Source organism: Neoaquamicrobium sediminum (assembly GCF_040970315.1).
GTDB classification, from domain to species: Bacteria; Pseudomonadota; Alphaproteobacteria; order Rhizobiales; family Rhizobiaceae; genus Aerobium; species Aerobium sediminum.
Map to the genome: position 1 here is coordinate 826,822 of NZ_JAZHFV010000002.1, position 22,005 is coordinate 848,826.

Genomic DNA, 22,005 nt, shown 5'->3' on the forward strand with positions numbered 1-22,005 from the left:
CGCAAATGGTATGCGTCCAGCCGCGCGTTAGGACGCACTCATGGATTTCACAGCGTCGACTATCCGGTCGAAAGCTTCGGCCGCGCGGGCAACACGGGTTCGCGCTCGTAGAAAGCTGTGAACCAGACCAGGCTCGACCGTACAAACCGCGTTGCCGCCGGCTGCGCGGATCCGCTCGCAATAGAGCTCACCCTCGTCACGGAGCGGATCGAACTCAGGAACGGACACGAAGGTGCGCGGCAGGCCGGCGTAGTCGGTGTCGCGCAGAGGGTTGACGGCGGGGTCAGTCGCATCACCGGCGTCGCCTAGTCGAACCGCCTGATATTCGCCGATCTCGGCGGCTGAAAGCAGCGGCGCCTCGGCATGCTCACTGAAAGAAGGCAGGTCGCCATGGCTGCCGAGGCCGGGATAAACCAGCACCAGCCCGTGCGGCCTCGCCGGATCGTGCCGCGCCTTATGGGACACCGCCGCAGCCAATGCACCGCCGGCGCTTTCGCCGAACAAGATCGGAGGCCGCCCGAAAGTCCGGGCAGTCCATGCAAACGCGGCCATCGCGTCATCGAAGGCCGCGGGGTGAAGGTGTTCCGGTGCAAGCCGATAGTCGACAGAGATCACGTCGACGTCGGCGCGGCTGCACAGTTCGGCGCACATGTCGCCGTGGCTGTCCAGGTCGCCGAAGACAAACCCGCCTCCGTGGAAATAAAGGACCGTGGCCACGCCTTTCCGGCCGAGCGGTCGGTAGATGCGCAATAGTATGGTCCGGTCAGGAAACTCGAGTGCGGTATCGAGGATTTCGATGTCGGCAGGCGTGGGCGCGTGAAAGGCGCGGCACATCTCCCCGTAAACTGCCCTCTGGCGATCCAGCGGCTGGGTTGCCAGATCCGTTGGAAAGCCTCGCTCGTGCGCCTCTATGAAGGCAGCGAGGTCTGCATCCAGCAGGTGACGGTATCGGTCGAGTGCGGACATCGAGAGGCTCAGGGCTGCCTACAACGCATCGTAAAGTGCCCCGGCATCATCATACGCGAAGCGCAGCGGCACCGAGCCAACCACCTGCCAGGCGGAGACCGTCTCGCCGGCCATCAGCCTGCAAGCAGCATCGGTGTCCGTGACGGCGCCGCCATAAAGCCGGTTGGCGATGTTGAGGACCGCCGTCTCGTGCATGGCGCGGCTGCCGCTCGAACAGGCATCCTTGACCAGGATTGCGCGAAAGCCCTGGTCCACGGCGTCCTTGACGGTCGCGGCGATGCAGGCCTCGGTCCAGACGCCGCACACGAAAATCCATTGCAGGCCGTGAGCGCGGAAAAGCAGGGGCACGTCGCCTTGCGCGAGGCTGCTGGCGTCGGTCTTGACGAGCACGAGTTCGTCGCCGGCCGGCCCGACTTCCGGGCAGATTGCCGACAGCGGATCGTTCACATCGCTGAAGGCAGAGCGGCCGTCTTCCATCATCGGATGAAAGGGCCGGTGCGTTCCGGCACCGGCATCCACCACATAGGCCGAGTGGTGAACGGCGATGCCGCGCTCCCGCGCCGTTGCCTGCAAGCGCTGGACGTTTTCGAGCAGGCGGTCGAAGCCGTCGACTAGATAGCGGCTGTCCTGGCGGTGTTCTTCCTGCAGGTCCACGCAAAGAAGCGCGCTCTGTACGGGGTCGATCGTCAAAGGCTTTCTCAAGCTGCACCGCCTGCCAGAAACTCGTCCTCGTAGGGGAAACGCGACAGAAGCTCGGTGCCGGTCTCGGTGATCAGGATCTCATCCTCGAGCTTGACGCCTTCGCTGCCGCCCTTCTCACCGATATAGCTTTCGACTGACACGACCATGCCCGGCTGGATGATGCCATCGCGACCGTAGGTTTCGTAGTCCATTGAATGGGCGATGAAGGGCGTTTCGCCATGCATGCCAACGCCGTGCATGACCGAGGTGTAGCGCTGGTCGACGAACCGGTCGGGAATTTTCCACGCCTTTTCGGCTATCTCGCGAAACGCCATGCCGGGCTTCACGATCGAGATGTTGTGCTGAACCTGATCGTGGGCCATGCGATAGAGCATCTTCTGGTAGTCGCTCGGCTTGCCGGGACCACAGCGGAAGGTGCGCGAGAAGTCGGAATAGTAGCCGTAGCATCCGATCGTGTCGGTATCGAGCGCGACCAGTTCGCCCGGCCTGATCTTGCGACCGCTCGCCTCGTTGAACCACGGGTTGGTGCGCTGGCCGGAGGTGAGCAGGCGCGTCTCAATGAACTCGCCGCCCTGGCGGATGACCTCGCCATACATGATGGCGAACAACTCGTTCTCCGACACGCCCGGCTTGATCGCCTCGCGAACCGCGGAGACCGCGGCTTCCGCACCCGCCATCGAAGCGACGAGGCATTTGACCTCCTCCGGCGTCTTGATGGCGCGCACGGCGAGTATCTCGCCCTGGCAGTCCTTCACTTCGCAGCCGCGCTTCTCCAGCGCCAGAGCCTGGAGGTGGCTGCAGCGGTCTAGCCCCAGCTTCATCGAGCCGCCGCCGTGAGCCTTCAGCAACTCGGCGATTTCATCGGCGAAGGGACCGGCGGTTTCGTCGTCTCGTCCGGAGACCGACGACCATACCAGCTTCGACGGCCGCGCCTCGTCGACGGTGTCGAGCACCATGGAGACATGGTAGCTCTGGGGGTATTCGAACAGCACGATCGGCCCCTCGGCAGGCACGAAGAAATAGCGCGTCGAATTGCGCAGGAAATAACCGAACATGTTGCGCGAACCGGTCGCGTAGCGCTGGTTGTACGGGTCGAACAGCACCAGCGCGCCATAGCCGGCGTCCTTCATCCAGGCGCGCAGCTTCGCCAGCCGTCCCTTGCGCAGGGCATTCGCGTCGATGAAGGAGGGTTCGGTGTCGGAGAGCCACATGCCGCCCGCCGGGTCCGCAGCCGCCGGATGGCGCATGCGGTCCCTGAAGTCGACGTCTTCGGTGCTGTCGGGATCAAATACGACGATGCTCATTCATGCCTCCTGTATGCGGCGATGATGATGCCGGTCAGCTCGCTGGTTTGTGCCAGATTCCGCAAAAGAAAGCCCTGAAACCGCGAGACGGATCGGGAGTCATGCGCGGCGATAGGCGCCGGGAGTTGCTCCATGCGTTTCGCGGAAGGCGCGGGCGAAGCTGGACATGCTGGCAAAGCCGCAGGCCAGAGCCACCTCGCGGATCGGCAACGAGGAATGCGCCAGCAGGTCGGCGGCGCGGCGCAGACGCAACTGCCGGTAATAGGCGCTGGGCGCGACGGAGAGTTCCGCCTGGAACGCGCGCTCAAGCCTGTCGTTCGAGACCCCCAGCCGATGGGCCAGCGCCGCGATCGCGAGCCGCCCTTCGACTTCCTCTTCCATGATGGCAATCGCCGAGAGAACCAGTTCGTCGCGCACGCCGGTCCGCAGCCGAACAGGCATCAGCCGTCGGTCGACGCTGGAGCGCAGCGGCGAATGCACGAACCATTCGGCAACGCCGGCGCCAAGTTCGGCACCGTGATCGCCGGAAATGATCTCGAGCATCATGTCGAGGCTGCCGACACCGCCCGCCGAGGTAAAGCGGTTGCGGTCGACCACATAGAGATCGCGCTTCAGGTCGAGTTCCGGAAACGCCTCGTGGAATGCCGCCTGGCTGGTCCAGTGCAAGGTGCAGGCGTGGCCGTCGAGCAGACCGGCCCGCGCGAGAAAGAAGGCGCCATCCGCCACGGCTCCAATCGCGGCGCCGCGACGAAGGCAGCGCCGGATCCATGCGGTGGCCTCCTTCGATACCACCTGATCCGCATCGCCGCCCGAGCAGACGACGACCCGGTCGACGATAGGAGCGTCCGCAACGCCATGGTCGGGCGCGATCAGAATTCCGTTCGACGCTCTCACCGGCCTGTTCGAAGGGCCGACCACGATCCACCGATAAAGCTGACGTTTGGCCAGTACATTGGCCGCGCGAAGCGGCTCGATGACCGAGCTGAACGCCATCATCGGAAAGGCCGGAAACACGAACGCGGCGACCAGCCGCGTGGTCTCCCGGCTTGCAGCTGCCGCGCTTTCAGCGATGCTGGGGTTTGGAAGTATGTGTGCCATGTCGCAATGCCGCGCGATCGCTTGTAAATTTCGGGCGTCGGAGGACGCCTCGGGAGATGCGTTGCCGCAAGCCGGTGAAGGCATCACGGCGCAGGCCCGCAGACGCCGTCGATACGGCGGATCGTGTAGAATGGCTGCGCCGTTGTCCATCCATCGCGAGCGGCATTTTAGCCGGGTCAACTCAACTCTACATGGGTTGATGATTCTGCCGTGCCGTGCTTGGAGAGCAGGCAAGGTGACCGACCCTATGTTGGCATTGATGGAATCCGGTAGAGGCAGTGCTGATGGCGACTGAAGAGCCACTTTCGAAAGAGGGGCGCGATCTCAAGGTAAAATGCAAGTCGATGGCCTTTTACGAGGTCAGGTACCGGCTGCGTACGCATGAGAAGGAGGGCCCCAAGGCCGCGCTCGTACAGTTTCTCGACGCTGACGGCAGGCCGATCAACGAGGAGCACGTTTCTCCCGGCTTTTCCGAAGAAGTGGGCCGGTACTCCTATCTGAAGGCGAACCCGGAGACGGGGGCAGGGGTGGTGCGGTTCTTCGCGCCCACCTCAGGCGGACGTGTAACGCTGCGGTTTCGCGCATGGGCGAACCGCCACCCGGTGTTGCTGGGGCATGATATTTCCGTGCGTGAGGTCGCGGGTTGGACTATTGCGGCCGAGCGTTCCAACAGCGAGCCAATTCGTCTGACGTCTGTGGCACGGCCGCTTTCGATCCCCGTTCCGGGCGGCGCCAAAGCCCAGCTAAGCGTTACCCTTCGCTCTGAAGCGGATGGCCGCCACATCGTACTTCATGCGCCGTGTGCGATGGCAATGGCCGGGGCACGCGTGAGGCTGGGCGAAACCTTTGAAAAGGCCGGAGGCCTGTCTCCAGCCAACGGCGGCAATCTGCATTTCGCGCTTCTCGAAATGGACATCCTGCGCGCACTTGGCAGGGTAGAGGAAGCGCGCTCGGTCGGCTTTCGTGCCCGGAAAAAATTCGGCGAAGACCCTCGCGTCAACATCGCGCTTTCGGCACTTTTTGAAGAGCCGGATAGACGGCTGAACCTGCTAAGCCGCCCGCTTGCAACAGCTGGCTTCGCCAGGCTCCGCCTACGCGATCCGAGCCTGCCGCTTTCGATCCACAACGTCGCGGCGGATCCGGCGCCTGTGACGGGCGGGCCGCTGGTCTCCGTCATCATGCCCGCCTTCAACGCAGCAGAGACGCTGGAGACCGCGGCGCGGGGGGTTCTAGAGCAGAGCTGGCGCAATCTTGAACTGATCATCGTTGATGACGCCAGCAGCGACGAGACATGGTCGATCGCTGCCCGGCTGGCCGAGATGGATGGTAGGGTTAAGCCCGTTCGTCAGCCAATAAACGCTGGCGTTTATCGCGCGCGAAACACCGGTCTCGCCGCATCGTCGGGCACCTATATCACGGTCAACGACGCTGACGACTGGTCGCATCCACAACGCATCGAGGCGCAGATGCGAGAGATTGGAGACGATCGACCGTTCAACACCACCTTCGGTGTTCGGGTGACCGATAGTCTGGTTGGCGCGATCAAATATCGCAGCGGGTCTTGCATCGTGGAGAATACGTCATCCCTTCTTGTGGCGACGCGCATCGTGAAAGAGCTCGGCGGGTGGGACGAGGTTCGGTTTTCTGCCGATACTGAACTCTATCTTCGAATTATGAAGCTGACGGGTCAGAGCGAGCGAATTTTATGGCCTTACACCCCGCTCGCATTCATCCTTTCACTGCCGGAGTCGCTCACCAACAGCGGTGCAACGAGCCTCAAGTCGCTCCACTACGGCGCGCGGCGGGAATATAGGGAAGCCGCCGCCCACTGGCGCGACACGGAGCAAAGTCTCATTGCCAACAACGGGCCGCGTCCGTATCCGCTGCCGCGAATCGCGTCGGAGCAGGCCGGAGAGCCTGTGCGGGTCGCCAATCTGCTGGTCGCGGATATGACAAAACCCTCAGCACTTGCTTATTTAAGATGGCTAAACGGAAAAACCACGTTCGCCGTACTTCATATCCCCGAGATAGAGAGCTTCGGGGTCGACTTTAGCCCTCATGTTCGTGCTTTCATAAACGACGAGCGGATTGAGGTTGTAGTTTCTGGACAGCATGTTGAGTGCGAGGAGGTTATAATCCCGGACCAGGGCTGCCTTGCAGCATTGCCGGACATGCTGCCCGAAATTTCGGCAGACCGGTGCCTGGTAGCGGGGCATGCAGATGTGTCGAGATTCGGCGCACGCAAAGTCGTACGCACCGAAGCAGATCAAATTTCAGCAATTTGGTCTGCCGCTGATTAAGACCTGATAGATCACGCGATCAGATACCCAATTTCAGTGTGCAAGGCCTTCTCCATTGTTGGCGCACCCGACAGGATTCGAACCTGTGACCTCTGCCTTCGGAGGGCAGCGCTCTATCCAGCTGAGCTACGGGTGCTTATCCCGGAAGTGCTCCGGGTGTGGCCACTGGGTCGCCTAGTGCGGGTTCTTACAGGATGGCATCGGCGGCTTCAACAGGTGAAATCGAAGCTAAGACCGGCAACAGGCTCTCAAGATCGGACGCGGGCCGATCACATTCAACATAAGCTATCGGCGTCGTAGGTCCATTGCAGGCCAGTTTGGCTGGCGAAGATAGATTCGCAAAGCTGCGTATGAATGTCGGAAGCCCTGCAGCGACATTGCTGTAATTCCAGCTTATCGCACGCGCCGACCTGGACTCGAGTGCCGGAGTTCTGCGCCTCGGTGCGGAGGTGGCGACTGCGTTTAGCCTCTCACAGGCTGTATCCGACAGAGATTGAAAAGCCTTGGCGCAGCAACTGGCGGAGAGGATGGGATTCGAACCCACGAGGCCCTTTTGGAGCCTACTCCCTTAGCAGGGGAGCGCCTTCGACCACTCGGCCACCTCTCCGTCGCCCGCTGGATAAAGAAAACGCGCGGGACAATCAACAAGCGCGTAGCCCGCATATGAAAAAAGCTGAGAGCCTCGGCTCCTTTTAGAGCGGCGCTTTCCGCGTCTCTTTCCAAGCATCAGGGAATCAGCGTGCACGCCCCATGTGAGGAATCGCTGACTGCCCGCGATTCTCCGCCCGGCACCGACCGATTCTGAACTCAACCGGCCCCATAAAGGCCCTCGGGGCGGCCTGGCGGTTAAGAGTTCCTTACCAGGGGCATCGAAATCGTGTCATTTGTGCAACAGCGATTTTGGATAGCACTCACACAAGCCCCTCCTGACCGGGAACGCAGTTGAACGCGACGGCGCGATGCGTATTGTCATGCTCGAAGAAGGGGCGTGAAGTCGCGTCTTTTTCGAGAATTGGGGATGGGGCAGGGAACGCTGTCCTTCAGCAAAAAATACCCAGACCCGCTTTTTAACTTTTGACTGGAGGTCAGAAAATGAACATCAAGAGCCTTCTTCTCGGCTCCGCAGTGGCTGCTGTCGCTGCAACCGGCGCTCGCGCAGCTGATGCGATCGTCATCGCCGAGCCGGAGCCGATGGAATACGTTCGCATCTGCGACGTGTACGGCGCTGGTTTCTTCTACATCCCGGGCACCGAGACCTGCCTGCGCATCGGTGGCTACATGCGCTACGAGATGCACTACGACGATGCCGACTGGGTTGACGGCAACGGCGACCTGCATGACTACCGCTTCGGCAAGTTCGCTCGCTTCCAGCTCAATGTTGATGCGCGCAACGAGACCGAGTGGGGCACGCTCCGTTCGTATGTTGAGGCTCGCTTCAACTGGAACTCGACCGGCGGTCTGGTTGGCGGTTCCGGCGGCACCGTCCTGAACCAGGGCTTCATCGAGCTGCAGCAGGCCAATGGCACCATCCGTCTCGGTAAGAGCGATACGCCGTATGCTCGCTTCCTCGGCTATGGTTCGCCGTTCGGCCCGTTCGATGGCTCCTACGGCTTCAACAACTCGGGCGAGCTGTCCTACCAGTACAATGGCGCCAACGGCTTCTCGGCGATCATCGCTGCTGTTGAGCGTGGCTCTGGTGAGTTCGAGCCGGCTGTCGAAGGCGGCGTGAAGCTGACCCAGGGCTGGGGCGACATCGGCGCCATGGTCGGCTACGACACCGTTGTGGAAGAGTGGGGCGCGAAGCTCGTTGGCAATGCCAAGTTCGGCATGTTCGACGTCGGTGCACACCTCTTCTACGCAAGCGGCCCGGGCTCCATCTACACCATCGGTGGTTCGGAGTTCTCGGTCCTGGCATACGCCAAGGCTAACGTGAGCCAGACCCTGGCGATCGCTGCTGCTGTCCAGTACTTCGACGACGAGTACCTGGCCTCCAACGACACCTGGCAGGTCACCGGTGGTCTCGACTGGCGTCCGGTTTCGGGTCTCCGCATCCGTCCGGAAGTCCAGTACACCACGACCGACACCATTGTGGGTGACGTCGACAACTGGCGTGCGGCTATCCGCTTCGACCGTACCTTCTAATCAGCTTACGAGTTGATTTGAGAAAGACCCGGCAGGCAACTGCCGGGTCTTTTCGTATTTCGGGATGGCTTGAACGGTTTTAGGCGCTCATGGCCATGGCCAGATGGACTTGTGTGCTGTCGTGCAGATGCAGGCTAGGAAAGTCGGGTCGGGCGCAGCGGAGCAGCTTTCGTCAGACAGCGGCGGCCTTCAGCCCAAGACCAACGGACCGTCGGTAGCGTTCGATTGCCTATCGATTGGCTTCGGAGCGCTCCAGAAAAGCTTCTATGCGCGCAGGCAGATCGCCGGTCTCGAGCATCGGCGCATGGCCTTGGCCATCCACCGTCAGAGCTTCGAGCCGCGGATGATGGTCTTTCATCGCTTTCAGTGTTTCGGCGGATAGCAGCATCGAATTCGCGCCGCGTATCGCCAGAACCGGTGCTGCCTTCAATCCCAGAAACTGTGGCCAGAAGACGGGCAGCGGCTTGCTGAAATCGATCCCTTTCAACGTCTTGACGAGCGCGGGGTCGAAATCGGGCACGGGCCGCCCTTTTTCGTCGCGATAGAGGGCACGAGCCATCCGCTGCCAATCGTCTTCGGTCAGCGCGGGAAAGGCCGCTCCCTGGGCTGCTTTCAATATGCCGGCCGCTTTCTCGAAACTCTGCGGCTTCGGTGCTCTTTCGACATAAGCGCGTATCTGCGCCAGACCTGCGCCTTCAAGCACCGGGCCGATGTCGTTCAGAACGACCGCCTTGATCGCGCGCGGCACCATCGCCGCCAGTGCGAAGATGATCAGGCCACCCCGAGACGTGCCGATGAACGCGCAATTCTCCAGCCCCAGCGCCACGAGGCCGGCGGCCACGTCGCGTGCCTCAACGGCGACATTGTAGTTGTGCCAGTCCTGGTCATAGTCCGAGCGGCCGCGCCCGCGATATTCGAACACCACCACTTTCCGGGGCGTATGCGCGTGCCTGGAAAGATAAAGCGCCAGCTCGTGAAAATCGCGGGCGTTGCGGGTGAGGCCGGGCAGGCATATTGCCGGCATCAAGCCATCGTGGCCCGCGCCATAGATCCGTGCCGACAGCATCAGGCCGTCGGGCGCGGAGAAGCGCTGTTCGATGAAGTCCGGCGCGTTCAGGGCGCGCGCCCGCTCACCAGATCGGTGGCGATTTCCATCTGCCCCGAAAGCCGCATCTTGTAGACCTGATAGTTTTCCATCACGCGCTGAACATAGCTGCGCGTTTCATGGAATGGAATGCGCTCGATCCAGTCGACGACCGTATCGATGTCCTTGCCGCGTGGGTCGCCATAGCGCTCCACCCATTCCTGCGCGCGCCGCGGGCCCGCATTGTACCCGGCGAAGGTCAGCACATAGGAGCCCGCGAAGCGCCCGAGCTGTTCGTCCAGGTAGCGTGCGCCCAACGTGGCATTGTAACCGGCGTCACTCGTCAGCCGCGCCGGCGCGTAGCTCAACCCCGCCTTGCGGGCCATATCCCGTGCGGTACCCGGCAGCAGTTGCAGGAGCCCGAGAGCGCCCGCACCGGAGCGAGCGCCGGCGTTGAACTCGCTTTCCTGCCGCGCAATGGCATAGGCCAGCGCCTTGCCGGGGCTGGCGATGTCGGCACTGGCGGGAATGGCCCCGACCGGATGGGTGAGCCCGCCGACATCGAGCCCGCGCGCTGCCGCCCATTTCCCTATCCTCAGGGCGAGGAAGTAGTTGCCCTGGCTCTCGGCCATGCCTGCCAGCAGCGCGAGCTCGCCGACGCTCGTCAGTTCCTGAGACAGCGCCCGGTAAAGGTCGGTGCTGCGGTAGCCATGGCCGGCGGCGTCGAGTCGGCGTATGGCTTTCACCGCGTCGCGTCCTTCGAAGGTGCTGCGGTCGGCCTCGGTCGGGGAGGGCGGCTCGGCCAGCACCGTTTCGCGGCCCAGTTTAGCGGCCGCGAGCTGGCCGTAGAATGCGGTGCCGTAGGCTGCCGCACGTTCGTAATGTGCGCCCGCATCGCCGGGTCCTCCCGCCTCGGCGGCCCGGCCAAGCCAGTAATAAGCGCGCGACAGCGAGATCGGGCCTTCCGCAATCTCGGCAATGCGGGCGAAATGCCTGGCGCCGGCCTCAGCGTCTTTCAGGCCCCGAAGGGCATACCAGCCTGCATGAAATTCGGCGTCCGCTGCCTGTGCGGGGCTCTCGGCGGCATGGGCTGCAGCGAGCTTGTAGGCCGTCTTTGGATCTCCGAGGTCCAGCATCTCGCGCGAAAGAACGCGTCTTTCGATCCACCAGGCATCCGGGTCCACCAGCAAGGATGCGTCGGTCGGCGCCGAAAGCATCACCGTGGCTGCCTCGTTGTACTTTCCGGTCCTTCTCAGGTGCCGCGCACGCGCGAAGATATATGCTGCGGATCGCTGGTCTTCCGGCACCAGATCGAGCAGTTCGCCGGAATTGCGCTCGTTGCGCGCGACAGCGGTGAAGGCGCGTGCCAGCTCCCGGCCGTCGGCAAGAGCTGCAACACGTTCCGCCGAGGCGATCCGGTCATCATAAAGCATGCGCTCCATGCGGAATCGATGGTCGAAGACGGGAATCAGGCCGCCGAACTCGCGAAGGATCGCCTGCTCGTCCTGGGCACTCAGCTTTTGTGTCCGCCAGAAGGGTGACAGGACCATACGTGCTGCATCGACCTGCCCCATCGCGAGCCGGGCCCGGGCAAGGATCATCACACCCTCGGCCGTTTGCGGTGGCCGGTCGGCCATCGCGGCCAGAACCGCACGCGGTCCGGCATCTTCCCGGTTGAGCGCGCGTTCCATGTTGGCGCGCAGCGCGTCGAGGCCGGGCCAGCTGGCAAGTTCCTGGATGGCGGCTTCGATCTCGGCACTCGATAGATTGGCTCCGCCGGATGAGGCGATGGCCCATGTCAGCAGCCGATGCTCTATTGTATCTTTCTTGATGGCATCACGAATGCCGCGAGCCGTGCCGATCTCTCCGGAAGCGATGGCGTCGAGCCCGCTCCGCAGCAGCGTTGACGGGTCTGCTGCAAGCAGGTCGGCAGCCATACCGGCCGCCGAGAACGCCGCGACCGAGCCGGTGGCCATCGCACCGTCAATGGCCGAAAGCCCCGAACTCGCTTGCGGCCGGCTGAACGGCAGCGGCGCAAGTTCTGGCAGCGCGCTCTGCGCCAAGGCAGAGCTGCTCAGGAAAATCAGGAGGCTGGCGGATGCAGCGAGTGAGCTGCACTTCATCGATGATAACCTCTGTTTCAGACCACGACAGGACCGGATAAAACGCATTCTGTCGCCAATCGCTGAAAATGGCGTTAACGAAAGGTTAGCGCAGGGCTGGCCAATCAACGAGCCACATTCGCCCGCATCTTGCCGGCTGCAAGTGTCAAGACTATGGTGCGCAGCCGCGCTTTCGGCTAGAAGCCGGCGCAAAACCTTCACCCAAAGCCGCCCGAAGGGGCATCCCAGGAGTCCGCATCATGTTCAGAGGGTCACTGACCGCGCTTGTCACGCCGTTCACGCGGGATGGCGCGCTGGACAAAGATGCCTTCCGCAGCCTTGTCGAGTGGCAGATCGCGGAGGGGACGAACGGGCTCGTCCCGGTGGGTACCACCGGCGAGTCGCCCACGCTATCGCATGCCGAGCATCGCGAGGTGGTCGAACTGTGCGTCGAGGTTGCGGCCGGCCGCGTGCCGGTCATAGCTGGCGCCGGCTCCAACAACACCGCCGAGGCGGTGGAACTCGTGCGCCATGCCGAGAAGGTTGGCGCAGATGGCGTGCTCGTCGTCACCCCCTATTACAACAAGCCCACGCAGCGCGGGCTCTACGCGCACTTCTCCGCGGTCGCGCGGGCGACCAAGCTGCCGATCATCATTTACAACATCCCCCCGCGCTCGGTGATCGACATGACGCCGGAAACGATGGGCCGCCTCGCTGGCGAGTTCGCCAATATTGCCGGCGTCAAGGATGCCACCGGCAAGGTCGAGCGCGTCTCCGAGCAACGCATTACCTGCGGCAACGACTTCATCCAGCTTTCGGGAGAAGACGCCTCCGCTCTGGGATTCAACGCGCATGGTGGGGTAGGGGCGATTTCGGTCACTGCCAACGTTGCCCCACGGCTCTGCGCCGAATTTCAGGAAGCGTCGCTTGCTGGCGAGCGCGACCGCGCAATCGAACTTCAGGATCGCTTGATGCCGCTTCACAAGGCGATCTTCATCGAGCCGGGCGTCTCCGGCGCGAAGTATGCGCTTTCGCGTCTTGGGAAAGTCGAAAACAGCGTGCGTTCGCCGTTGATGACGGTCGAGGCCGGCACCGCGGAACGAATCGACGCCGCGCTTATCCATGCGGGGCTTCTGAACTGACGCGCCTCGCGCGCGTTCACTGATCATGGCCAAGAACAGCAACACCATAAACGGCAAGACCGTCGCCGAAAACCGCAAGGCCCGCTTCGCCTATGAGGTGGTCGACACCTATGAGGCCGGCCTTGTGCTGACCGGCACCGAGGTCAAGTCGCTGCGCGAGGGGCAGGCCAACATCCAGGAGTCATACGCCTCGGTCGAGGGCGGCGAGATCTGGCTGATCAATTCCTATCTGCCTGAATATCTCCAGGGCAATCGCTTCAATCACGAGCCCCGGCGAAGGCGCAAACTCCTGCTCAACAAGAAGGAGATGGCGCGGCTGTCCCAGGCGGTTGATCGCGAAGGCATGACCATGGTGCCGTTGAAGATTTACTTCAACGATCGCGGCCGCGCGAAGATGCTGCTTGCCGTCGCACGCGGCAAGAAGCTTCACGACAAGCGCGAAACCGAGAAGAAGCGGGACTGGGCGCGCGAAAAGGGACGGCTTCTCAAGCAGCACGGCTAGCCCGTGTGAGCCAGCCTAGTCGCTATCAAGAAAATCCCTTACATCCTTGAAAACGCTGACGAACATCTCTTCGGTCAGCCGGCCGGTATTGGTGTTGTACCGCGAGCAGTGATAGCTCGAGAACAGCCTGATCGTGCCGACATCCTGCGCCGCGCGGTGGGCAAACGGGTAGGCTGCAACACGCTGGCCCAGCGCGCGCACGGTCGACTGGTGAGCGATCGTTCCGAGGGTGAGAATGGCGCGAAGATTGGGAAAGCGCTGGATCGTCGGCGTGAGGAAATTCCGGCAGGTGTTGATCTCTGCGCCAACCGGCTTGTTTTCCGGCGGCACGCAGCGCACCGCATTGGTCAGCGCGGTCTCGATGAGTTGCACCCCGTCATCCGGTCGGGCCTTGAACTCGCCGCGCGAGAAGCCAAAGCGCGAAAGCGTCGAATAGAGCAGGTCGCCGGCATAGTCCCCCGTAAAGGGACGCCCGGTCCGGTTGGCCCCCCGCAAACCCGGGGCCAGCCCGACAATAAGAAACCGCACCGTCTCGTTCCCGCCGGCCGCCTCGAAGGTTGGCACCGGTGCGTTGAACCAGTCCGGCTCGCGGGCGCGCCACAGCGCGATGAAGGAATGAAGGCGTGGGCAGAGCGGACAATCGCGGCCCGGTTCCGCGCACGCGGCAGATGTCGGCGCCATCATAGATCGTCTTCGCCGTCGTCCTGCTCGGGATCGGGCCGGCGCGCGGGGCGTTCGCCAGGTTCACGTCCGATCTCGTTCTTCAGCGATGCAAGGTCGATGAAGTGATCCGCCTGGCGCCGAAGGTCATCCGAGATCATCGGCGGCTGCGATGCCATGGTGGACACGATGGAGACCTTGCGACCCTTGCGCTGCAATGCCTCGACGAGCGTGCGGAAATCGCCGTCGCCGGAAAAGATGACGTAATGGTCGACGACGTCCGCAAGCTCCAGCGCTTCGACGGTCAGTTCGATGTCCATGTTGCCTTTGATCTTCCGGCGGCCCGTGGCGTCAGTGAACTCCTTGGCCGGCTTCGTCACCACCATGTAGCCATTGTAGTCGAGCCAGTCGATCAGCGGTCGGATCGATGAATATTCCTGATCCTCCACCAGCGCGGTGTAATAGTAGGCGCGCAGCAGGTAACCGCGTTTCTGGAAGTTTGCGAGCAACTTGCGGTAGTCGATGTCGAAGCCCAGCGACCTGGAAGTTGCGTAGAGATTGGCGCCGTCTATGAAGAGTGCGATCTTCTCGCGGGGGTCGAACATGCTGAAATATCCTTGGTCATCAATACAAGCCGTCTGAAACGTCGAGCCTGTGGCAACGTCGTTTGGTAATCTGAACGTTGTTTGAGACCCGCTACCAAATGAGATAACGCCGCAATCTGTTCATTCCAAGGGGATCAACCGCGCCCCGAGGCGATTTGCATCACGATTACGCGAAGTGGCGAGGCTGGGGGACTTTCGGCTTGACCTTCCAGCAGGTGGAAGCCGCATGCCGTCGATCGTCCCTAGAAAAAAATGGAGTTTTCGATGTCCCGCATCCTCACCTCGCTCGGCGCGATCGTCTTTGCCTGCGGTCTGGCTGTTTTCGGCGCTCAGGCGCAGACTGTACATGGCAGTCACGGCTCTGCTCCCATGGAAGGCGCCTCAGGGGCCTATATGGACGCAATGGCCAGGATGAACGACGACATGATGGCCATGCAGATGACCGGCAAGCCAGGCGTCGACTTCGCTCTGATGATGATTCCGCATCACCAGAGCGCCATCGACATGGCAAAGGCATATCTGGAAAGCGGCGAGGGCGATGCCGAACTCGTCAAGCTCAGCGAGGAGATCATCGCCGCGCAGGAGGGCGAGATCGCGTTTCTGAAATCCTGGTTGGAAAAGAACGCCCAATAGCTGCGGGTGTGGGCGGGCCGTGCTCGGAAGGTTTGCCGGTTCGGTGCATGAAGCTTGTTTTTCGGCGCCGTTCGCGATATGGACCGGCAAACTCTCCGACAATTCCACCAATGAAAGGGGCGATACATGGCCCGCGTTACCGTTGAGGATTGCATCGACAAGGTCGAGAACCGCTTCGAGCTGGTTCTTCTGGCCGGACATCGTGCGCGCCAGATCTCCCAGGGCGCGGCGATCACGATCGATCGCGACAACGACAAGAACCCCGTGGTCGCGCTTCGCGAGATCGCCGACGAGACGCTCTCCCCGGGCGATCTCAAGGAAGACCTGATCCATTCGCTGCAGAAGCACGTCGAGGTTGACGAGCCCGAAGCCGTCGACGCGCCGGAGCTTGCCGATGCGACGACCGTCGCGTCGGTCGAGACGGAATCTGAAGACGACGCCGTCACCTTCGACCGCATGTCGGAAGAAGACCTGCTTGCCGGCATCGAGGGGCTCGTTGCGCCGGAGAAGAGCGACGATTTCTGATAGCTGGCACAGCAGCCGCCACTTTATCGGCGGCGCAATCGTGTCTATCTAGAACATGCGCCCGCAGGCCTGCGCGGCGCATGTCTTCGTTTGAGCGACAGGATTTCCGCCCATGATGCGACAGTACGAGCTTGTCGAGCGCGTTCAGCGCTACAAGCCCGACGTCAACGAGGCGCTGCTCAACAAGGCCTATGTCTATGCCATGCAGAAGCATGGCCATCAGCGGCGGGCTTCGGGCGACCCCTATTTCTCGCATCCGCTCGAAGTTGCTGCGATTCTCACTGACATGCGCATGGACGAGGCCACGATCGCCGTCGCGCTCCTCCACGACACGATCGAGGATACCTCAGCTACCCGCGCCGAGATCGACACCCTGTTCGGGCCGGACATGGGCAAGTTGGTCGAAGGCCTGACCAAGCTCAAGAAACTCGACCTCGTCTCCAAGAAGGCCGAGCAGGCCGAAAACCTCCGCAAGCTGCTTCTGGCGATTTCCGACGACGTACGCGTCCTGCTCGTCAAGCTGGCCGACCGCCTCCACAATATGCGGACGCTCGACCACATGCGGCCCGAAAAGCGGCTCCGCATTGCCGAGGAGACGATGGAAATCTATGCGCCGCTCGCCGGTCGCATGGGCATGCAGGACATGCGCGAAGAGCTGGAGGAACTGGCCTTCCGCTACATCAATCCGGAAGCGCATAAGGCCGTGACCGAGCGTCTTGCCGAGTTCTTCGACCGCAACAAGGGCGTCGTTGGCGAGATCGAGCACGCGCTGTCAGAACTGTTTGTTGAGCACGCGCTCTATGCCGAGGTGAAGAGCCGCCGCAAGAAGCCGTGGTCGGTATTCCGCAAGATGGAAACCAAGGCGATTTCCTTCGAGCAGCTCTCCGACCTGATCGGCTTCCGCGTCATCCTCGCCAATATCGAGGATTGTTACCGGGCGCTGGGCGCCATCCACACACGGTGGTCGATGGTTCCGGGCCGCTTCAAGGACTACATCTCGACGCCGAAGCAGAACGATTACCGGTCGATCCACACCACCATCGTCGGCCCGTCGCGCCAGCGTGTCGAGCTGCAGATCAGGACCCAGGCCATGGATGCCGTGGCCGAATATGGCGTTGCCGCGCATTCGATCTACAAGGACCATGGCAGCAAGACCGAAGCTGCAGGCCACACCATCTCGAAGGATACCAACGCCTATGCCTGGCTACGCCAGACCATCGAGGCGCTGTCGGAGGGCGACAATCCCGAGGAGTTCCTCGAAAACACCAAGCTGGAGCTTTTCCAGGACCAGGTCTTCGCGTTCACGCCGAAGGGCAGGTTGATCGCGCTGCCGCGTGGGGCGACGCCAATCGACTTCGCCTATGCGGTCCACACCGATGTCGGTGACACCTGCGTCGGCGCCAAGGTCAACGGTCGCATCATGCCGCTGATGACCGAGCTGAAAAACGGCGACGAGGTCGAGATCATCCGTTCCAAGGCGCAGGTGCCGCCGGCCGCATGGGAATCGATCGTCGTCACTGGAAAGGCGCGCTCGGCCATCCGCCGTGCGACCAAGAACGCGATCCGCAAGCAGTATTCGGGCCTCGGCGCGCGCATCCTCGAGCGCGCCTTCGAGCGTGCCGGCAAGACCTTTTCCAAGGACCAGCTCAAGCCGGTGTTGCACAGGCTTGCACGCAAGGAGGTCGAGGACGTGCTGGCGGCCGTCGGGCGCGGCGAACTCTCCTCGCCGGATGTCATGAAGGCGGTGTTCCCCGAGCACAAGGAAGAGCGCGTCACCCAATCGGCGAAGGAGCGCGAGGAGGGCTGGTTCAACCTGCGCAACGCAGCCGGCATGCTGTTCCAGATCCCGGGTCGCGCATCTGCGCGCAAGAGCCGCAAGACGGAAGTGTCCGGTGCCGGCGGGGCCGTGCCGATCCGCGGCGTACGCGGCGACCTGCCGGTTTCATTCGCGCCGGAAGGAGCCGTGCCCGGGGATCGAATCGTCGGCATCATGCAGCCGGGATCGGGTATCACCATCTACCCGATCCAGTCGCCATCGCTGACCGCGTTTGACGACCAGCCGGAACGCTGGATCGACGTGCGCTGGGACATCGACGAGGACATGAAGGAGCGTTTTCCGGCGCGCGTTTCGGTCACCGCCATAAACGAGCCCGGATCGCTTGCTTCGATTGCCCAGACGATCGCAAACAACGACGCCAACATCCATACGCTCTCGATGGTGCAGACGGCGCCCGACTTCACCGAAATGGTCTTCGACCTGGAAGTCTGGGACCTCAAGCACCTCAACCGGCTGCTCTCCCAGCTGAAGGACAATTCGAGCGTCAGCGAAGCACGTCGCGTCAACGGCTGACAGGACCTCTCATGATCATCGGCATCGGCAGCGACCTGATCGACATACGGCGGATCGAAAAGACGCTGGAGCGTCATCCTGAGCGCTTCATCGCCCGCGTCTTTACCGACGTCGAGCGCGAGAAGTCGGAGCGCCGCAAGGAGCGTGCTGCATCCTATGCCAAGCGGTTCGCCGCCAAGGAAGCCTGCTCCAAGGCGCTGGGCACCGGCTTTGCGCGCGGCGTCTTCTGGCGCGACATGGGTGTCGTCAACCTGCCCGGCGGCAAGCCGACCATGGCGCTTACCGGCGCCGCCGCGCGGCGTCTGGACGAGATGCTCCCAGCCGGCCATGAGGCGTTCGTGCACGTCACCATCACCGACGATTTCCCCCTGGCTCAGGCCTTCGTCATCATCGAGGCGCGGCCGTTGGGCTGAGCGCCAGCTATGCGTTGCCCGCCGCCGCGCGAGCGGCTAAGAGGGGCGCGACCGAACAGAGGACAAAATGAGCGTGGCCGATAAATCGCAGAAGAAATCGGGCGGGTTTGGCGAGACCGTCAGCGTCATCGTGCAGGCGCTGCTGCTTGCGCTCGTCATCCGCACATTCCTGTTCCAGCCTTTCTCGATCCCGTCCGGCTCGATGCGCCCCACGCTGCTGGAAGGCGACTACCTGTTTGTGACCAAGTGGGCCTACGGCTATTCCAAGCATTCGCTGCCATTCTCGCCCGACCTGTTCTCCGGCCGGATCTTCGGCTCGGACCCGGAGCGCGGCGACGTGGTTGTCTTCAAGTTCCCGCCCAACCCGTCGCTCGACTACATCAAGCGGGTGATCGGCCTGCCCGGCGATACCGTGCAGATGCGTGACGGCCAGCTCTTCATCAATGGCGACGCTGTTCCACGCGAGAAGGTCGGCGAAATCAACAACCCGGACATCACCGAGGTTAATCGCCCGGTCGAAGTATGGCGCGAGACGCTGCCGAATGGCGTCTCCTACGACACCCTCGATCTGACGCCAGAGGGCATCGGCGACAATACCCGCGAATTCGTCGTTCCTGCCGGCCACTATTTCATGATGGGCGACAACCGCGACAACTCCACCGACAGCCGCTTCAACGTCGGCTTCGTTCCGGAAGATCATCTCGTCGGCCGTGCCAACATCATCTTCTTCTCCATCGCCGGCGGCTCGAGCCCGCTGGAGCTTTGGAAGTGGCCGACCGATCTGAGACCGTCGCGCTTCTTCTCGATGGTCCGGTAAAGCGGTCATGGCGTGATGGCCGCAAGAAACCAGAAGCGTATTGAGGCCAGCGACGCCGAACTGGTAAGCGCGATCGAGGCTTTCAGCGGCTTTTCCTTCGCCGATGTCGCGCTTCTGCGCCGTGCGCTGACCCATGCCAGCGCGAAAGGCACCGAAGGCAGCGACTACCAGCGGCTGGAATTCCTTGGCGACCGGGTGCTTGGCCTTGTGGTCGCACAGATGGTTTTCGAGGCGAATCCGGGTGCGCCGGAAGGCGAACTCTCGCTGCGTCTCAACGCGCTGGTCAACGCGGAAACGCTTGCGGAGATCGCTGACGAGGTAGGCCTTTCCGGGCTCATCCAGACCGGCAGCGAACTGCGGGCGCTTGCCAGCCGCAAGCAGGTCAATCTGCGCGCCGACGTCATGGAGGCGCTGATCGCGGCGATCTATCTCGATGGCGGGTTGGAGGCAGCGCGTGCCTTTATTCGCCGGCATTGGGAGAAGCGTTCGAAAGCACCCACGGCGGCGCGGCGCGATGCCAAGACCGAGTTGCAGGAATGGGCGCATCAGGTTGCCAAGGCGTCGCCGCTTTATGTGATCGACAGGCGCGAGGGACCGGATCATGATCCGGTGTTCGACGTGTCGGTAAAGATAGCCGGCGTTGCGCCGGCCACGGGGTCGGGAAGGTCGAAGCGCGAAGCCGAGCAGGCGGCGGCTGCCGCGATGCTGCTGCGCGAGGGCGTGTGGGCCCAGGAGACGGATTGATGAGCGACGAAAATCTGGCAGCACCGGCGGAGACCCGCTCCGGCTTCGTTGCGTTGATCGGCGCGCCGAACGCAGGCAAGTCGACGCTCGTCAACCAACTCGTCGGCGCCAAGGTATCGATCGTCACGCACAAAGTGCAGACCACACGCGCCGTCGTGCGGGGCATCGCGACACATGACAACGCGCAGATCGTGTTCGTCGATACGCCGGGCATCTTCAAGCCCCGCCGCCGGCTCGATCAGGCCATGGTCACCACCGCCTGGGGCGGCGCCAAGGATGCCGACGTCGTGGTGGTGCTGATCGATGCGGAGCGCGGCATCAGGGGTGACGCCGAGGCGATGCTTGAAAACCTCGCCAACGTGCGCCAGCCCAAAATCCTCATCCTCAACAAGGTCGACCGGGTCAAGCCGGAAAACCTGCTCAAGCTGACCGCCGAGGCCAACGAGCGCGCCGAGTTCGAGCGGACCTTCATGATTTCGGCGCTGACCGGTTCGGGTTGCCGCGACCTTCTCGATTATCTTGCCAAGCGCCTGCCCGAGGGGCCCTGGTATTACCCGGAAGACCAGATTTCGGACCTGCCGATGCGCCAGCTCGCAGCCGAGATCACCCGCGAGAAACTGTACCTGCGGCTGCATCAGGAGCTGCCATATTCGTCCCACGTCGAAACCGAGAAATGGGAGGAGAAGAAGGACGGCTCGGTGCGCATCGAGCAGGTCATCTACGTCGAGCGCGACAGCCAGAAGAAGATCGTGCTCGGCCACAAGGGCGAGACGATCCGCGCCATCGGCCAGGCGTCTCGCAAGGAGATCGGCGAAATCCTGGAGCAGCCGGTGCATCTGTTCCTGTTCGTCAAGGTTCGCGAAAACTGGGGCAATGACCCGGAGCGCTATCGTGAAATGGGGCTGGAGTTCCCGCACTGATCAGGCAGCGGACGTCTCCCGTCCTTCGGTGACGAGGTCCTTCTCGAACCACAGTTCGGCATAGGGATTGTCGTTGTAGCGGCCGATTTCGCGGTAGCCGGCCTTGCGGTAGAGCGCCTGCGCTTCCTTCAGCGTCCCGTTGGTGTCGAGCCGCACGCGCGTCATCCCGGCCTCGCGCGCCAACCCCTCCAGTTCGTTCAGCAGCCGCCGCGACAGGCCGAGCCCACGCGCATCTGGCGCGATCCACATGCGCTTGATCTCGCCCGTCGTGGCATCCAGCGCCTTGAGCGCACCGCATCCCACCGGCTGCCCGTCGCTGCGCGCGATGAGAAACCAGCTTCGGCTTTCCCGATCCTTTGTGTCACCCGCATAGCCGCCATTGCCCGGATCGAACCCGTTTTTGAACCGCCGGTCGAGTTCCTGGAAATAGGCGTCGACGCATCGCTTCGCATCCTCGCTGTCTTCTGGCTCCAGCGCGATGGTGATTGATGCCGCGTTCAGCAGCAGCTCGATCTCGGCCATGGCCGCGGTCAGCCGTTCGCGCTGCCTTTCGCCGAGCGGCTGCAGCATCGACCGGGCAAAGTCGTCGGAAAGCGCGTCATAGGCATCCCATTCGGCCCTGCCGACCTTGGTAAGTTCCACGCGCCTGCGCCGCCGGTCGGCGAGGTCGGCTTCGACGACGGCGAGCCCGTCGTCGGTCAGCGTCTTCAGCAGCCGGCTGATATAACCGGAATCGAGCCCAAGTCTTTCGCGCAAGTCCTGCAGGTCTGCACCGTCCGGACCTACCTCGAACAACAGCCGGGCAAGCCCGAGCGGACGCCCACGCCCGAGATAGCTGTCGTTGAGCGCGCCGACGCGCAGTGTGAAGAGCCGGTTGAAACTGCGAACGCGGGAGATTGCTGAACGATCCATTATTTGACTTTAGTCAGATATATGGCAATGGCAAGAGGCTAGCGCGTCCGCCTTGAATTTCGCACCGTGTTGGTGGAAGGCTCC

The 22,005-nt window shown here is 62.6% G+C and carries 20 protein-coding genes and 2 tRNA genes; 11 read left to right on the top strand and 11 right to left on the bottom strand.

Translation table 11 applies throughout. The annotated features are described in order from the left end of the window. Positions 1 to 27 precede the first annotated feature (27 nt). The 4 genes from V1479_RS09310 to V1479_RS09325 all read right to left on the bottom strand — a co-directional run bounded on the left by V1479_RS09310 (position 28) and on the right by V1479_RS09325 (position 3,968). Positions 28 to 966: an alpha/beta hydrolase gene (locus tag V1479_RS09310; protein WP_368802649.1), complete on the bottom strand. Its 939-nt coding sequence runs from the start codon at positions 964 to 966 to the stop codon at positions 28 to 30. An 18-nt stretch (positions 967 to 984) separates the two neighbouring features. Next, positions 985 to 1,668: an isochorismatase family protein gene (locus V1479_RS09315; RefSeq protein WP_368802650.1), complete on the bottom strand. Its 684-nt coding sequence runs from the start codon at positions 1,666 to 1,668 to the stop codon at positions 985 to 987. Beyond that, the gene (locus V1479_RS09320; protein WP_368802651.1) at positions 1,665 to 2,972 is read right to left on the bottom strand and encodes a M24 family metallopeptidase; all 1,308 of its coding nucleotides are present in this window, start codon (positions 2,970 to 2,972) and stop codon (positions 1,665 to 1,667) included. Before V1479_RS09320 ends, V1479_RS09315 begins: the two co-directional genes overlap by 4 nt. A gap of 99 nt (positions 2,973 to 3,071) precedes the next feature. After that, complete coding sequence (locus V1479_RS09325; RefSeq protein WP_368802855.1) at positions 3,072 to 3,968, bottom strand: GlxA family transcriptional regulator; 897 nt, start codon at positions 3,966 to 3,968, stop codon at positions 3,072 to 3,074. A gap of 386 nt (positions 3,969 to 4,354) precedes the next feature. Between V1479_RS09325 and V1479_RS09330 the strand changes: the two genes are divergently transcribed. Continuing rightward, the gene (locus V1479_RS09330; protein WP_368802652.1) at positions 4,355 to 6,370 is read left to right on the top strand and encodes a glycosyltransferase family 2 protein; all 2,016 of its coding nucleotides are present in this window, start codon (positions 4,355 to 4,357) and stop codon (positions 6,368 to 6,370) included. A 59-nt stretch (positions 6,371 to 6,429) separates the two neighbouring features. Here V1479_RS09330 and V1479_RS09335 read toward each other — a convergent pair. Together V1479_RS09335 and V1479_RS09340 are read right to left on the bottom strand one after the other, a co-directional pair. After that, positions 6,430 to 6,506: transfer RNA gene (locus tag V1479_RS09335), tRNA-Arg, on the bottom strand. 380 nt (positions 6,507 to 6,886) lie between these two features. Continuing rightward, a tRNA-Ser gene (locus tag V1479_RS09340) sits at positions 6,887 to 6,977 on the bottom strand. A gap of 485 nt (positions 6,978 to 7,462) precedes the next feature. On the opposite strand from V1479_RS09340, the gene V1479_RS09345 reads away from it, so the two are divergent. Beyond that, on the top strand, positions 7,463 to 8,512 hold the full coding sequence (locus V1479_RS09345) for a porin (RefSeq protein ID WP_368802653.1): 1,050 nt from the start codon (positions 7,463 to 7,465) through the stop codon (positions 8,510 to 8,512). Between the two features lie 229 nt (positions 8,513 to 8,741). Here the strand turns inward: V1479_RS09345 and V1479_RS09350 are convergent, their stop codons facing one another. Both V1479_RS09350 and V1479_RS09355 read right to left on the bottom strand, forming a co-directional pair. After that, positions 8,742 to 9,578 carry an alpha/beta fold hydrolase gene (locus tag V1479_RS09350; RefSeq protein WP_368802654.1) on the bottom strand — a complete coding sequence of 279 codons (837 nt, stop codon included), beginning with the start codon at positions 9,576 to 9,578 and terminating at the stop codon, positions 8,742 to 8,744. Positions 9,579 to 9,625: 47 nt separating this feature from the next. Then, positions 9,626 to 11,719, bottom strand: coding sequence for a lytic transglycosylase domain-containing protein (locus tag V1479_RS09355; protein WP_368802655.1), 2,094 nt, complete (start codon positions 11,717 to 11,719; stop codon positions 9,626 to 9,628). Positions 11,720 to 11,958: 239 nt separating this feature from the next. Between V1479_RS09355 and dapA the strand changes: the two genes are divergently transcribed. Further along, entirely contained in the window at positions 11,959 to 12,840 is an 882-nt protein-coding gene (gene dapA / locus V1479_RS09360) for a 4-hydroxy-tetrahydrodipicolinate synthase (RefSeq protein WP_368802656.1), read from the top strand. A gap of 25 nt (positions 12,841 to 12,865) precedes the next feature. Next, entirely contained in the window at positions 12,866 to 13,342 is a 477-nt protein-coding gene (gene smpB, locus V1479_RS09365) for an SsrA-binding protein SmpB (RefSeq protein WP_368802657.1), read from the top strand. A gap of 15 nt (positions 13,343 to 13,357) precedes the next feature. Here the strand turns inward: smpB and V1479_RS09370 are convergent, their stop codons facing one another. Beyond that, positions 13,358 to 14,023 carry a uracil-DNA glycosylase gene (locus V1479_RS09370; protein WP_368802658.1) on the bottom strand — a complete coding sequence of 222 codons (666 nt, stop codon included), beginning with the start codon at positions 14,021 to 14,023 and terminating at the stop codon, positions 13,358 to 13,360. Then, on the bottom strand, positions 14,023 to 14,607 hold the full coding sequence (locus V1479_RS09375; RefSeq protein WP_173190391.1) for a LabA-like NYN domain-containing protein: 585 nt from the start codon (positions 14,605 to 14,607) through the stop codon (positions 14,023 to 14,025). Before V1479_RS09375 ends, V1479_RS09370 begins: the two co-directional genes overlap by 1 nt. 264 nt (positions 14,608 to 14,871) lie before the next feature. Here V1479_RS09375 and V1479_RS09380 point away from each other — a divergent pair, with 264 nt between their 5' ends. The 7 genes from V1479_RS09380 (at position 14,872) to era (ending at position 21,009) form a co-directional block, all read left to right on the top strand. Then, entirely contained in the window at positions 14,872 to 15,240 is a 369-nt protein-coding gene (locus tag V1479_RS09380) for a DUF305 domain-containing protein (RefSeq protein ID WP_368802659.1), read from the top strand. A gap of 126 nt (positions 15,241 to 15,366) precedes the next feature. Then, the gene (gene rpoZ, locus V1479_RS09385; protein WP_368802660.1) at positions 15,367 to 15,765 is read left to right on the top strand and encodes a DNA-directed RNA polymerase subunit omega; all 399 of its coding nucleotides are present in this window, start codon (positions 15,367 to 15,369) and stop codon (positions 15,763 to 15,765) included. 112 nt (positions 15,766 to 15,877) lie between these two features. Continuing rightward, positions 15,878 to 18,115, top strand: coding sequence for a RelA/SpoT family protein (locus V1479_RS09390; protein WP_368802661.1), 2,238 nt, complete (start codon positions 15,878 to 15,880; stop codon positions 18,113 to 18,115). Positions 18,116 to 18,126: 11 nt separating this feature from the next. After that, positions 18,127 to 18,528 (top strand): holo-ACP synthase, encoded by a 402-nt coding sequence (gene acpS / locus V1479_RS09395; RefSeq protein WP_368802662.1) that lies wholly within the window; start codon positions 18,127 to 18,129, stop codon positions 18,526 to 18,528. A 67-nt stretch (positions 18,529 to 18,595) separates the two neighbouring features. Next, a complete protein-coding gene (lepB, locus tag V1479_RS09400) occupies positions 18,596 to 19,345 on the top strand; it encodes a signal peptidase I (protein ID WP_368802663.1) in 750 nt (249 codons plus the stop codon). Between the two features lie 15 nt (positions 19,346 to 19,360). Beyond that, complete coding sequence (rnc, locus tag V1479_RS09405; RefSeq protein WP_368802664.1) at positions 19,361 to 20,089, top strand: ribonuclease III; 729 nt, start codon at positions 19,361 to 19,363, stop codon at positions 20,087 to 20,089. After that, complete coding sequence (gene era, locus V1479_RS09410; RefSeq protein ID WP_368802665.1) at positions 20,089 to 21,009, top strand: GTPase Era; 921 nt, start codon at positions 20,089 to 20,091, stop codon at positions 21,007 to 21,009. Before rnc ends, era begins: the two co-directional genes overlap by 1 nt. Here the strand turns inward: era and V1479_RS09415 are convergent, their stop codons facing one another. Next, positions 21,010 to 21,921: a bifunctional helix-turn-helix transcriptional regulator/GNAT family N-acetyltransferase gene (locus V1479_RS09415; protein ID WP_368802666.1), complete on the bottom strand. Its 912-nt coding sequence runs from the start codon at positions 21,919 to 21,921 to the stop codon at positions 21,010 to 21,012. It lies immediately after the preceding gene. Positions 21,922 to 22,005: the final 84 nt, after the last annotated feature.

What these genes read in the sequence shown, in the direction of transcription:
- V1479_RS09310 (WP_368802649.1), bottom strand. Translation starts at nt 966, where the DNA reads ATGTCCGCACTCGACCGATACCGTCACCTGCTGGATGCAGACCTCGCT.
- V1479_RS09330 (WP_368802652.1), top strand. Translation starts at nt 4,355, where the DNA reads ATGGCGACTGAAGAGCCACTTTCGAAAGAGGGGCGCGATCTCAAGGTA.
- dapA (WP_368802656.1), top strand. Translation starts at nt 11,959, where the DNA reads ATGTTCAGAGGGTCACTGACCGCGCTTGTCACGCCGTTCACGCGGGAT.
- V1479_RS09355 (WP_368802655.1), bottom strand. Translation starts at nt 11,719, where the DNA reads ATGAAGTGCAGCTCACTCGCTGCATCCGCCAGCCTCCTGATTTTCCTG.
- era (WP_368802665.1), top strand. Translation starts at nt 20,089, where the DNA reads ATGAGCGACGAAAATCTGGCAGCACCGGCGGAGACCCGCTCCGGCTTC.
- V1479_RS09325 (WP_368802855.1), bottom strand. Translation starts at nt 3,968, where the DNA reads ATGATGGCGTTCAGCTCGGTCATCGAGCCGCTTCGCGCGGCCAATGTA.
- V1479_RS09350 (WP_368802654.1), bottom strand. Translation starts at nt 9,578, where the DNA reads ATGCTGTCGGCACGGATCTATGGCGCGGGCCACGATGGCTTGATGCCG.
- V1479_RS09370 (WP_368802658.1), bottom strand. Translation starts at nt 14,023, where the DNA reads ATGGCGCCGACATCTGCCGCGTGCGCGGAACCGGGCCGCGATTGTCCG.
- V1479_RS09415 (WP_368802666.1), bottom strand. Translation starts at nt 21,921, where the DNA reads ATGGATCGTTCAGCAATCTCCCGCGTTCGCAGTTTCAACCGGCTCTTC.
- V1479_RS09320 (WP_368802651.1), bottom strand. Translation starts at nt 2,972, where the DNA reads ATGAGCATCGTCGTATTTGATCCCGACAGCACCGAAGACGTCGACTTC.
- V1479_RS09390 (WP_368802661.1), top strand. Translation starts at nt 15,878, where the DNA reads ATGATGCGACAGTACGAGCTTGTCGAGCGCGTTCAGCGCTACAAGCCC.
- smpB (WP_368802657.1), top strand. Translation starts at nt 12,866, where the DNA reads ATGGCCAAGAACAGCAACACCATAAACGGCAAGACCGTCGCCGAAAAC.
- rpoZ (WP_368802660.1), top strand. Translation starts at nt 15,367, where the DNA reads ATGGCCCGCGTTACCGTTGAGGATTGCATCGACAAGGTCGAGAACCGC.
- V1479_RS09345 (WP_368802653.1), top strand. Translation starts at nt 7,463, where the DNA reads ATGAACATCAAGAGCCTTCTTCTCGGCTCCGCAGTGGCTGCTGTCGCT.
- lepB (WP_368802663.1), top strand. Translation starts at nt 18,596, where the DNA reads ATGAGCGTGGCCGATAAATCGCAGAAGAAATCGGGCGGGTTTGGCGAG.
- V1479_RS09380 (WP_368802659.1), top strand. Translation starts at nt 14,872, where the DNA reads ATGTCCCGCATCCTCACCTCGCTCGGCGCGATCGTCTTTGCCTGCGGT.
- V1479_RS09375 (WP_173190391.1), bottom strand. Translation starts at nt 14,607, where the DNA reads ATGTTCGACCCCCGCGAGAAGATCGCACTCTTCATAGACGGCGCCAAT.
- acpS (WP_368802662.1), top strand. Translation starts at nt 18,127, where the DNA reads ATGATCATCGGCATCGGCAGCGACCTGATCGACATACGGCGGATCGAA.
- rnc (WP_368802664.1), top strand. Translation starts at nt 19,361, where the DNA reads ATGGCCGCAAGAAACCAGAAGCGTATTGAGGCCAGCGACGCCGAACTG.